Source organism: Pantoea sp. VS1 (assembly GCF_002207995.1).
Taxonomy (GTDB): Bacteria; Pseudomonadota; Gammaproteobacteria; order Enterobacterales; family Enterobacteriaceae; genus Pantoea; species Pantoea dispersa.
This window is the reverse complement of sequence record NZ_NHZE01000040.1, coordinates 127503-139187: the sequence shown is the minus strand read 5'-3', so window position 1 is coordinate 139187 and position 11685 is coordinate 127503. Positions and strand designations below refer to the sequence as shown.

The 11685-nt window shown below is 59.8% G+C and carries 11 protein-coding genes; 9 read left to right on the top strand and 2 right to left on the bottom strand.

Features of this window, described 5'->3' with window-relative positions:
- On the top strand, positions 1-768 hold the full coding sequence (gene mlaA, locus CBW22_RS14890; protein ID WP_021509150.1) for a phospholipid-binding lipoprotein MlaA: 768 nt from the start codon (positions 1-3) through the stop codon (positions 766-768).
- A 71-nt stretch (positions 769-839) separates the two neighbouring features.
- On the opposite strand, the gene fadL is transcribed toward mlaA, so the two are convergent.
- Positions 840-2123 carry a long-chain fatty acid transporter FadL gene (gene fadL / locus CBW22_RS14885; RefSeq protein WP_021509151.1) on the bottom strand — a complete coding sequence of 428 codons (1284 nt, stop codon included), beginning with the start codon at positions 2121-2123 and terminating at the stop codon, positions 840-842.
- A gap of 358 nt (positions 2124-2481) precedes the next feature.
- Between fadL and CBW22_RS14880 the strand changes: the two genes are divergently transcribed.
- The 4 genes from CBW22_RS14880 to sixA all read left to right on the top strand — a co-directional run bounded on the left by CBW22_RS14880 (position 2482) and on the right by sixA (position 7064).
- Entirely contained in the window at positions 2482-2778 is a 297-nt protein-coding gene (locus CBW22_RS14880) for a YfcZ/YiiS family protein (RefSeq protein ID WP_021509152.1), read from the top strand.
- A 168-nt stretch (positions 2779-2946) separates the two neighbouring features.
- The gene (gene fadI / locus CBW22_RS14875) at positions 2947-4257 is read left to right on the top strand and encodes an acetyl-CoA C-acyltransferase FadI (protein WP_021509153.1); all 1311 of its coding nucleotides are present in this window, start codon (positions 2947-2949) and stop codon (positions 4255-4257) included.
- On the top strand, positions 4257-6386 hold the full coding sequence (gene fadJ / locus CBW22_RS14870) for a fatty acid oxidation complex subunit alpha FadJ (protein WP_088517068.1): 2130 nt from the start codon (positions 4257-4259) through the stop codon (positions 6384-6386). Before fadI ends, fadJ begins: the two co-directional genes overlap by 1 nt.
- Positions 6387-6581: 195 nt before the next feature.
- Positions 6582-7064 carry a phosphohistidine phosphatase SixA gene (gene sixA / locus CBW22_RS14865; RefSeq protein WP_021509155.1) on the top strand — a complete coding sequence of 161 codons (483 nt, stop codon included), beginning with the start codon at positions 6582-6584 and terminating at the stop codon, positions 7062-7064.
- A gap of 157 nt (positions 7065-7221) precedes the next feature.
- Here sixA and smrB read toward each other — a convergent pair whose 3' ends face one another.
- On the bottom strand, positions 7222-7770 hold the full coding sequence (smrB, locus tag CBW22_RS14860; RefSeq protein ID WP_021509156.1) for an endonuclease SmrB: 549 nt from the start codon (positions 7768-7770) through the stop codon (positions 7222-7224).
- A 153-nt stretch (positions 7771-7923) separates the two neighbouring features.
- Here smrB and prmB point away from each other — a divergent pair, with 153 nt between their 5' ends.
- From prmB to CBW22_RS14840, 4 genes are read left to right on the top strand one after another with little or no spacing between them, the layout of a single operon-like run.
- Positions 7924-8856: a 50S ribosomal protein L3 N(5)-glutamine methyltransferase gene (gene prmB, locus CBW22_RS14855; protein WP_021509157.1), complete on the top strand. Its 933-nt coding sequence runs from the start codon at positions 7924-7926 to the stop codon at positions 8854-8856.
- Positions 8857-8902: 46 nt separating this feature from the next.
- Positions 8903-9988, top strand: coding sequence for a chorismate synthase (gene aroC, locus CBW22_RS14850; RefSeq protein WP_021509158.1), 1086 nt, complete (start codon positions 8903-8905; stop codon positions 9986-9988).
- A gap of 5 nt (positions 9989-9993) precedes the next feature.
- The gene (gene mepA / locus CBW22_RS14845) at positions 9994-10821 is read left to right on the top strand and encodes a penicillin-insensitive murein endopeptidase (protein WP_394802577.1); all 828 of its coding nucleotides are present in this window, start codon (positions 9994-9996) and stop codon (positions 10819-10821) included.
- Positions 10822-10830: 9 nt separating this feature from the next.
- Positions 10831-11628 carry a sulfite exporter TauE/SafE family protein gene (locus CBW22_RS14840; protein ID WP_058758411.1) on the top strand — a complete coding sequence of 266 codons (798 nt, stop codon included), beginning with the start codon at positions 10831-10833 and terminating at the stop codon, positions 11626-11628.
- Positions 11629-11685 lie beyond the last annotated feature (57 nt).

The following is an 11685-nucleotide window of genomic DNA, read 5'->3' as shown; positions in this document are numbered from 1 at the left end:
ATGAATAATCGCCTGACCGGCCTGGCGCTGGCCAGTTTACTGCTGGTGGGATGTGCCAGTTCCAAACCGGCCGACGAGACGACGCCTGCGCAGCGCAGCGATCCGCTCGAAGGGTTCAACCGCACGATGTTTAACTTCAACTACAACGTGCTGGATCCCTATGTGGTGCGTCCGGTGGCGGTTGCCTGGCGTGATTACGTGCCGGTGCCGGCCCGTACCGGGCTGAGCAACTTCCTCGGGAACCTTGATGAACCGGCCAGCATGGTGAACTCGATTCTGGTCGGCGAGCCGCGTCAGGCGGGCATTCACTTTACCCGTTTCTTCCTGAATACCGTGCTCGGCCTCGGCGGTTTCATCGACGTCGCCGGCAAAGCCAATCCCCAGCTGGCGCGTGAAGTGCCGCACCACTTTGGCAGCACGCTGGGCCGTTATGGCGTTGGCTACGGTCCGTACGTGGTGCTGCCAGGTTACGGCAGCTTTACCGTGCGTCAGGATGGCGGCGACTACGTCGATACGCTTTATCCGGTGCTGAGCTGGCTCACCTGGCCGATGTCGATCGGTAAATGGACGCTGGAAGGGGTGGAAACGCGCGCGCAGCTGCTTGATTCCGACGGCCTGCTCAGACAGCAGCAGGATCCGTACGCCTTTATCCGCAACGCCTATTTCCAGCGTAACGATTTCCTCGCCAGCGGCGGCAAGCTGAAGCCGGAGGAGAACCCGAACGCCAGCGCGATTCAGGATGATTTAAAAGATATCGACTCCCAGTAAACAACAACGGCGACCATCAGGTCGCCGTTTTGTTTTCAGCTGGCGACCCGCATGGGCCGCTGCACTGATTATCAGAACTTGTAGTTAAAGTTAGCGCCGTACAGCCAGGCCTTACCTTCGGAATTAAAGGTATAAGGACCTTCTTTCACCGTCACGTGCTGACCGTGCATATAGGAAACCCCGACATCAACCGACGCGTCCGGCGTGAAGGCGTAAGACGCACCGGCGCTCAGCCACAGGCGATCCTGATCCGGAATCGAGATAGAGCGTTTATCCGCCGGCACCGGGCTGTCATCAAACGCGATACCGGTACGGAACGTCCAGTTATCGTCGTAGTTGTAAGTGGTACCTAACGCGATGCGATATGCATCACGGTAGCCTTCATCTTTATAGAACAGCGTCTGGCCGTTGCTGCCGGTGGCTTTCAGCTCCTGGAACTGGCTCCAGCTGGTATAGGCGAGGCTGTAGTGCACCGCCCACTGTGGCGCCACTTTATGCCAGCCGGATACTTCCCACATTTCCGGCAGGTTCAGCGTCAGCGAACCCGGAATGGTGGCGCCGCTGGTGCCATACGGCAGACCCAGCGCAATCGCCTGCGGCGTGCCGTTGAAGGCGCGCGGGATATTGCTCTTATAGTCGCCGTCGAAGTCGATCTTCACTTTGGAACGGTAGGTGAAGCCGAAGCGGTTGTTTTTATCCACTTCATACAGGATACCGGCGTTCCAGCCGTAGCCCCATTCGTCACCTTTCAGGTGCGCGACCTGGGTATCGGCCGGCAGACCGGCGCGGGCACCGGCTTCACCGGCGTAGCGCTCAATTTTCGCTTTGGCGTACACCGCGTCAAAGCCAACGCCGAAGCTGAAGTTATCATTTAACCGATAAGCGGTGCTGAGGTTGAAGTTGCCGGTCATCAGATCGGTTTTGCCACCGAAGCCGCCTGCGGTGTAGCCGTTATTAAATTCGGTGGCCAGACCGTAGTTCGAGGTGGCCGAGGCGCCAATCCACCACTGATCGTTAATCGGATGCACATAATGGATGTTCGGGATCCACTGGTTTGGCGCAATATTGCTGGCGTTGAGGCTGTTGCCGGTCGGGCTGTTACCGCTGATATCTACTTCCGGGTCGATATAGACGGCACCGATGGAGAAAGAAGGGCGGTCCATCAGGGCCATGGTGGCTGGGTTACGGCTGGCAGAGGCGGCGGTATCACCCATGGCGCCTTCACCGGAATAGGCGCGGCCCAGGCCGATTGCTGAGAATTCGTTAAGTTGAAAGCCTGCGGCGTAGACGTGAGAAGAGACGAGCGCCACTGCAGCTGCCACAGCTGACTTTGCAAACAGGTTCTTATGGTTCATGACCACAACCTCATCTAAATTATTATTAAACGTAGTTACGTCGCGTAACAAAGGACGGCGGATTGTAGGGACTGACGATACAGACACATATCAGACCAGTGCGACGAGTATAGGTCCGACCTGTGTATTTGTTGCAATATTGTTTTTAAAATATTTCTGCTTTGATCGATAAAATCAGATCTGCTTAACAAAATCCTTGCGGTTCTGCTCCAGCATAGCGAGTCAAATTTGTTTTGGATCAAATTTTAGTGTGATATTCGTCACTTAGCGGGCGGAAGATAGCCGCGACGTGGCATCCGGCGTACACTTTGCAGCAGAAAATGATCCGATAGTGTTGATTTATCGTCAGGAGAAAAACATGACTGATGCCATTAGAAACTGTAGTGCGAACGAAACGGCAGCCTGCTGCTGCGTTGACGTGGGCACCGTGATGGACAATACCGATTGCAGCGCCAGCTGGTCTGGCGTGTTCGCTGACCGTCAGGCGGCTGAAGCAATGCTGGCCGAGCTGAGCGCCAAAGCGCGCCAGGTCGAGTCCGATCCGTGCGAGATTCACTCGCGCTTTACCGACGAAGCAGACGGCGTGCGCCTGGACGTCGATTTCACCTTTGCCTGCCAGGCCGAAACCCTGATTTTCCAGCTCGGCTTACGCTAATCCCGCCGCTGCCGACCCGCTTTTTCGGCAGCGTTGCCTCTTTTTCGTGTTACTCCTCGCACTTTTTTTCTTCTGTTATTGGCGACTTAGCAACACCTGGTTAACACTGATGATCAGGTCAGACCTGTTGGGCAATGATGCTCAGGTCGTAAATTACAGGTGAGTGCAATGAGCAAAGCGCAGCCGCTGCTGACGCGTCAGGGCGAACGTATCGCCATTACCCACGGATTACGCACCCCGTTTGCCCGCCAGGCAAGCGACTTTCATGGCATTCCGGCGCTGGAGCTGGGGCGCATGGTGGTCAGCGAATTAATGGCGCGCAGCGAATTGCCGGTGGAGGTGATCGATCAGCTGGTGTTCGGCCAGGTGGTGCAGATGCCGGAAGCCCCCAATATCGCGCGTGAAATCGTGCTGAGCAGCGGACTGAGCGTGCACACCGATGCCTACAGCGTGAGCCGCGCCTGCGCCACCAGCTTTCAGGCGGTGGCCAACGTGGCGGAAAGCCTGATGGCCGGGACCATTGATGCAGGTATTGCCGGTGGCGCTGACTCCTCCTCGGTGCTGCCGATTGGCGTCAGCAAAACGCTGGCGCGCGCGCTGGTTGATCTCAACAAAGCCCGCACCCTGAGCAAAAAATTACACATCTTACGCCGCCTGCGCCCACGCGATCTGTTGCCGGTGCCGCCGGCAGTGGCGGAATACTCCACCGGTTTACGCATGGGCGACACCGCCGAGCAGATGGCCAAAACGCACGGTATTACGCGTGAGCAGCAGGACGCGCTGGCGCTGCGCTCGCACCAGCGTGCGGCACAGGCCTGGCAATCCGGCGTGCTGGCGCAGGAAGTGATGCCGGCGTTTGTGCCGCCGTGGAAAGCACCGATTGAGCAGGACAACAACATTCGCTTTAACGCCAGTGCGGCGGATTATGCAAAGCTGCGTCCGGCGTTTGACCGTCGCCACGGCTCGGTCACCGCGGCCAACAGCACGCCGCTGACCGATGGCGCGGCGGCGCTGATTCTGATGCGCGAAGGGCGCGCGCGTGAGCTGGGCATTACACCGCTCGGTTACCTGCGCAGCTATGCGTTTGCCGCGATTGATGTCTGGCAGGACATGTTGCTCGGACCGGCTTACGCATCACCGCTGGCGCTGGATCGCGCCGGCATTACCCTCGGCGATTTGACGCTGATCGACATGCATGAAGCCTTTGCCGCGCAGACGCTGGCCAACCTCAGGCTGTTTAACGATGAACGCTTTGCGCGCGAGGTGCTGAAGCGCGATCGCGCGCTGGGCGAAGTCGACGAGACGCGTTTCAACGTGCTGGGCGGTTCCATCGCCTACGGTCATCCGTTCGCCGCCACCGGCGCGCGCATGATCACGCAAACGCTGCATGAGCTGCGGCGGCGCGGCGGTGGCTTAGGGCTGGTGACCGCCTGTGCCGCTGGCGGATTAGGCAGCGCGATGGTTCTGGAGGCCGAATAATGAGCGAATCTGCATTCCATTTACAGATGCGTCCGGATCACGTTGCGGTGATCACCATTGATGTGCCGGGCGAAAAGATGAACACCCTGAAAGCGGAGTTTGTGCCGCAAATCCGCGCGGTGCTGGCGGAGGCGCGCAGCGATGCGCAGCTGGCGGGCATCGTGCTGATTTCGGGCAAACACGACAACTTTGTCGCCGGTGCGGACATCAGCATGATCGCCAGTTGTCAAACGGCGCAGCAGGCTGAAGCGCTGGCGCGGCAGGGACAGGAAGTGATGGCGGAGATCGCCGCGCTGCCGTTCCCGGTGGTCGCCGCCATTCATGGAGCCTGTCTTGGCGGCGGGCTGGAGCTGGCGCTGGCCTGCGATGCGCGCATCTGCTCGCTGGATGAGAAAACCCGTCTCGGCCTGCCGGAGGTGCAGCTCGGCCTGTTGCCCGGTTCCGGCGGCACCCAGCGGTTGCCGCGTCTGATTGGTGTGCAGCAGGCGCTGCCGCTGATCCTCAGCGGCAAACAGCTACGCGCTAAGCAGGCGCTAAAGCTTGGCCTGGTGGATGATGCGGTGCCGCAGGCGATTCTGCTGGCAACCGCCGTGGCACGTGTCCATAAAGGAAAGCACGCCGCACGCAGCCTGTCGCGCCGCGATCGCCTGCTGCAGGGGCCGCTGGCGCGTCCGCTGCTGTTTACGCTGGCCAAACGCCAGACCGACGGTAAAACCCACGGCAACTATCCGGCCACCGACCGCATTTTGCAGGTGGTACGCATCGGGCTGGAGCAGGGCAGCGCCGCCGGCCACGCCGCGGAAGCGCGCGCGTTTGGCGAGCTGGCGATGACCGCGCAGTCGGCCGCGCTGCGCAGCCTGTTTTTTGCTTCCACCGCCCTGAAGAAAGAGCCGATGGCGGATGCGCCGCCGCGCCCGCTGCAGCAGATTGGCGTGCTGGGCGGCGGGCTGATGGGCGGTGGGATTGCCAGCGTCACCGCGCTGAAAGCCGGTCTGCCGGTGCGAATCCGCGATATCAACCTTAACGGCGTTAACCACGCGCTGCAGTACAGCTGGGATTTGCTGAGCAAAAAGGTAAAACGTCGCCAGCTCAAGCCGGCGGAACGCCAGCAGCAGATGGCGCGCATCAGCGGCGGCACCGATTATCAGGGCTTCCGCCAGCGCGATCTGGTGATCGAAGCGGTGTTTGAGGATCTGGCGCTGAAGCAGCAAATGGTGGCCGAGATTGAAGAACACTGTCAGCCGCACACCATCTTTGCGTCTAACACCTCCTCGCTGCCGATTGCGCAGATCGCCGCCGGCGCGCAGCGCCCGGAGAATGTTATCGGCCTGCACTTCTTCAGTCCGGTAGACAAGATGCCGCTGGTCGAGGTGATTCCGCATAGCGGCACTTCAGCACAGACGCTGGCCACCACGGTGGATCTGGCGCGTCGTCAGGGCAAAACCGCCGTGGTGGTCGCCGACCGTCCCGGCTTTTATGTTAACCGCATTCTCGCGCCCTATATAAATGAAGCCATGCGCTGTCTGCTGGAGGGCGAGCCCATTGAACACATTGATAGCGCACTGGTGAAATTTGGTTTCCCGGTCGGCCCGCTGCAGCTGCTGGATGAAGTCGGTATTGATGTCGGCAGCAAAATCAGCCCGATTCTCGAACAGGCCTACGGTTCACGCTTCAGCGCGCCGCAGGCGGTGAGCGCTATCCTGGCCGACGATCGCAAAGGGCGCAAAAACAAGAAAGGTTTTTATGATTATCAGCGCACGCGCTGGCCGCGCAAACGTCAGGCCGATGCCAGTCTGTACCGCCTGCTGCAGTTAAAACCCCAGGCGAAACAGAGCGAGCAGCAGATCGCCACGCGCTGTGTGATGCTGATGCTTAACGAGGCGGTACGTTGTCTCGACGAAGCGGTGATCCGCAGTGCCCGCGACGGCGACATCGCGGCAGTGTTTGGCATCGGGTTTCCGCCGTTTCTCGGCGGGCCGTTCCGCTATATTGACCAGCGTGGTGCGGGCGAGATCGTCAATACATTACGTACATTAATGCAGCAATACGGCGAGCGTTTTACGCCCTGTGACGCGTTAGTGGCAATGTCAGAAGGGAAAACGAATTTTTACACTTCTGCACATTCATGAATAGCCGCACGGATTCAGCGGGTTAGAATCGGGGCCGCGCAGTGCCTGGCGCGGCACCATTCTGAGATATGCTTATTTAATAAACAACCGGTTGACTATACTCAAGCCATTGGGGTAAAACACAGCGTTCATTCGCAGAATGAAGCGTCTGGTGCTGTGGTACCCGGCGATATCGACAAACAACAGCGGTGCTTTATGCAAGTTTTTATCATGCGTCACGGCGACGCAGCTCTGGAAGCAGCGAGTGATGCGGTTCGTCCTCTCACCCTGTGTGGCTGCGACGAATCACGTCAGATGGCGAGCTGGCTGAATGGTCAGACGCCGGGAATCGATAAGGTGCTGGTCAGCCCTTATCTGCGCGCCGGGCAAACGCTCGCCACGGTACGTGAAGCGCTGAAACTGCCGGAAGGGCAGGAAGTGCTGCCAGAACTGACGCCAGGCGGCGATCCGGGCATGGTCGCCTGCCATTTACAGGCGCTGGCGGTGCAGGGTGCGCACGCGGTGCTGGTGATTTCGCATCTGCCGCTGGTCGGCTATCTGGTTTCCGAACTCTGCCCGCAGGAAGCACCACCGATGTTCGCCACCTCCGCCATTGCCTGCGTGGAGTTTGATGCCGACGCCTGCGAAGGCAAGCTGGCGTGGCAGGTGAGTCCGGCCAAATTAGCCAAAGCCATGTAATTCCCCGTCATACTTCAGGCCGCAGCTGCGTTGGCTGCGTCAATTCACCCCAGTCACTTATTCACATAAGCTCCTGGGGATTCATTTCCTTGCCGCCTTGCTGCAACCTGAATTATTTCGGGGAATATTGAGCGCAATATTCCCTAATCCGACCTTGTCAGGGTAACTCCGGCGGCTGCCACTCTTCGACTTCAATCAATACCAGCAGCGCGGCGTCGCCGCCAAACAGTTTGGGTGCCTGGTGAAACGCCATCACGTGCGGATGCTGTGCCAGCCAGAGCGGGGTTTGCTGCTTGAGAATATGCTTGCCGTGGCCGGTCATCACGCTGGCACAGAAAATATGCTCGCGGCGGCAGGCGGCAATCAGCGCGCCGAGTTCCTGTTTCGCCTGAAGCTGGGTTAACCCGTGCAGATCGAGAAAAATCTCTGGCGTGTAATCGCCACGCCGTAATTTTTTCAGCTCGTAATGGCTGACGTCGGCGCGCACGTAGCGCGTCGGCCCGTCGCTGGAGAGCAGGGGCTGAAACTCATCGGAGAAATAATGGCTGTTATCGGCCTGCTCAGACAGCAGCCGCTTCAGCGGCACTTCACGGCTTTTCACTGCCGGTTTGTGCACGATCGTATCCTGTTTCAGCTGGCGCGTACCGCTCATTAGCTGGCGGAACAGCGCCTGGTCGTCCTGGCTTAGCGGCGTCTTTTTACTCATGTCTCAGTGAATCATCAGAAATGGCGGGTGTCTGGCCGTTACCTTACCGCTAAGCGTCAACAAATGTCAGCTTTTTCACCTCGCTGCGCTGAATTCTGCCCGGCTTCATGGCACACTATCGGCCGATTGATTTTATGGCCTGCGGAGGGCTACGTGGACAAGATTTTCGTCGATGAGGCAGTGAACGAACTGCACACCATTCAGGATATGCTGCGCTGGGCAGTAAGCCGCTTTTCGGCGGCAGGCATCTGGTACGGCCACGGCACGGACAATCCCTGGGACGAAGCGGTCCAACTGGTGCTGCCGACGCTGTGGCTGCCGCTGGATATTCCGGAAGACATGCGCCACGCGCGCCTGACCGCCAGCGAACGTCACCGCATCGTGGAACGCGTAATCCGTCGCGTTAACGAGCGCATTCCGGTGGCCTACCTCACCAACAAAGCCTGGTTCTGCGGCCATGAATTCTACGTCGATGAGCGCGTGCTGGTGCCGCGTTCACCGATTGGCGAGCTGATCGAAAACCGCTTTGCCGGCCTGATCGACGGCGCGCCGCGCCACATTCTCGATATGTGCACCGGTAGCGGCTGTATCGCCATCGCCTGTGCGTACGCCTTCCCGGAAGCGGAAGTGGATGCCGTGGATATCTCCACCGACGCGCTGGCCGTGGCTGAACAGAATATCGAAGAGCACGGTCTGCTGCATCACGTCACGCCGATTCGCGCCGACCTGTTCCGCAATCTGCCGCAGGTTAAATATGACCTGATCGTCACCAATCCACCGTACGTCGATGCCGAAGACATGGACGACCTGCCGAACGAATATCGCCACGAGCCGGAACTCGGCCTGGCCGCGGGCAGCGACGGCCTGAAGTTGGTGCGCCGCATCCTGGCCTGCGCGCCGGACTACCTCAGCGAGCAGGGCGTGCTGATTTGCGAAGTCGGTAATAGCATGGTGCACATGATGGAGCAGTATCCGGACGTGCCTTTTACCTGGCTGGAGTTTGATAACGGCGGTGATGGCGTGTTCATGCTGACGCGCGATCAAATCGTCGCGGCGCAGTCGCACTTCTCATTCTATAAAGACTAAAAATCGGGGCGAGCGCTCGCCCGCAACATCGCAACAAGGAACCCCCATGGCCGGAAACAGCATCGGACAACTTTTTCGCGTTACCACCTTTGGCGAGTCGCACGGTATTGCGCTTGGCTGCATTGTTGATGGTGTGCCGCCCGGCATCCCGCTGACCGAAGCCGATATTCAGCACGATCTCGATCGTCGTCGTCCCGGCACTTCGCGCTATACCACCCAGCGCCGCGAGCCGGATCAGGTGAAGATTTTGTCCGGCGTGTTTGAAGGCGTCACCACCGGCACCTCCATCGGTCTGCTGATTGAAAACACCGACCAGCGTTCGCAGGATTACAGCGCCATTAAAGATCTGTTCCGTCCCGGCCATGCGGATTACACCTACGAACAGAAATATGGCCTGCGCGACTATCGTGGCGGCGGCCGCTCCTCGGCCCGCGAAACCGCCATGCGCGTAGCGGCCGGTGCCATTGCTAAAAAGTATCTGCAGATGAAGCACGGCATCGTGGTGCGCGGCTATCTGGCGCAGATTGGCGACATCGCCTGCGAACTGAAAGACTGGAGTATCGTGGAAGATAACCCATTTTTCTGCCCCGATGCCGACAAACTCGATGCGCTGGACGAACTGATGCGCGCGCTGAAAAAAGAGGGCGACTCCATCGGTGCCAAAGTCACGGTGATGGCCGAAAACGTGCCGCCGGGCCTCGGTGAACCAGTGTTCGATCGCCTTGACGCCGACCTGGCGCACGCGCTGATGAGCATTAACGCGGTGAAAGGCGTGGAGATTGGTGATGGTTTCGCGGTCATCAACCAGCGCGGCAGTCAGCATCGTGATGAAATCCGCAGCAACGGTTTTCAAAGCAACCATGCCGGCGGCATTCTCGGCGGGATCAGCAGCGGTCAGACCATCAGCGCCAACCTGGCGATGAAGCCCACTTCCAGCATCACCGTGCCGGGCAACACCATCACCCGCGACGGCGCGGAAGTGGAGATGATTACCAAAGGCCGTCACGATCCCTGTGTTGGCATCCGCGCGGTACCGATCGCGGAAGCGATGATGGCTATTGTGCTGATGGATCACCTGCTGCGCCAGCGTGGGCAGAACGCTGACGTCAACAGCAGCGTCCCGCGCTGGTAAGCCGCATGATACGCCGCCTGCTTATCTCCCTTGCCGCGCTGCTGTGCAGTGCGGTCAGCCTGGCTGCCACGCCGTGGCAGCAAATCCATCAACCGATTGCCGGCAGCCCGCAGTCCATCGGCAGCTTTGCCAACGGCTGTATCGTCGGGGCGCAGCAGCTGCCGCTCAACTCGCCTAACTATCAGGTGATGCGTCAGGATCAGCGTCGTTATTACGGCCATCCGGACCTGATCGCCTTTATCCAGCGCCTCAGCACCCAGGCACATCAGCTGCAGCTGGGCCAGGTGCTGATTGGTGATATGGGCATGGCCGCCGGCGGACGTTTTAGCAGCGGTCACGCCAGCCATCAGACCGGTCTCGACGTGGATATCTGGCTGCAGCTGCCGCAGAGCCGCTGGACGGCACAGCAGCTGCTGAAGCCGCAGCCGCTCGATCTGGTTGGGCCGGGCGACCGCCAGGTGATTGCGCGCCACTGGCAGCCGCAGATCGACAGCCTGATCAAGCTGGCGGCGAAAGATGACGACGTCACGCGCATCTTCGTCAATCCGGCGATTAAAAAGCAGCTTTGTGCCGATGCCGGTAACGATCGTGCGTGGCTCAACAAAGTGCGGCCGTGGTTCGCCCACCGGGCACACATGCACGTGCGCCTGCGCTGTCCGCCGGGCAGCCTGGAGTGTGAAGATCAGGCGCCACCGCCGCCGGGCGATGGCTGCGGCGCAGAGCTGGAGAGCTGGTTCCTGCCGAAGAAGCCGGGCACTACGCCGCCGGTGAAGAAGTCGCCGCCGCCGTTGCCGCCTTCCTGCCAGGCGTTACTTGATAAGCATCTACTGTAGGAACCTGAGATGGATCTGTTTGTTGTCAGCCCGGTGGTGCTTGGCGTGCTGTTTCTGGTCGCGGTGCTGGCGGCCTTTATTGATTCCATCGCTGGCGGTGGCGGTCTGCTGACCGTGCCGTCGCTGCTGGCGGCCGGTCTTTCGCCGGCGCAGGCGCTGGCGACCAACAAGTTGCAATCGGTCGGCGGCTCCTTCTCGGCCAGCCTCTATTTTGTGCGGCGCGGCGCGGTGAAACTGCGCGAGCAGCGGCTGAATATCGCCATGACCTTTCTCGGCGCGATTGGCGGAACGCTGCTGATTCAGCATATTCAGGCTGAGATACTGCGCCAGATTCTGCCGCTGCTGCTGATCAGCATCGGGCTGTGGTTCCTGCTGATGCCACGTCTTGGCGAGGCCGATCGCGAGCAGCGCCTGCACGGCCTGGCGTTTGCGCTGGTGGGCGGGGGCTGCGTCGGCTTTTACGATGGCTTCTTCGGCCCGGGTGCCGGCTCGTTTTATGCGCTGGCCTTCGTCACGCTTTGCGGCTTCAATCTGGCCAAAGCCACCGCCCACGCCAAAATCCTAAATTTCACCTCCAACTTCGCCAGTCTGCTGTTCTTTATGTTCGGCGGCAAGGTGGTGTGGGGCACCGGCGTGATTATGCTGCTGGGGGCGTTTATTGGCGCACGCCTCGGCGCACGGCTGGTGCTGAGCCGCGGTCAGAAGCTGATTCGCCCGATGGTGGTGACGGTGTCTGCCGTGATGAGCGCTAAGCTGTTGTGGGACAGCCACGGCAGTGTCATTCTCGCTTGGTTTGCCGCACTGTAATCCGCACTCGTCAAAACCGGCCGCCAGTGCGACAATGGCGGCGGTTTGTTTAAAGAT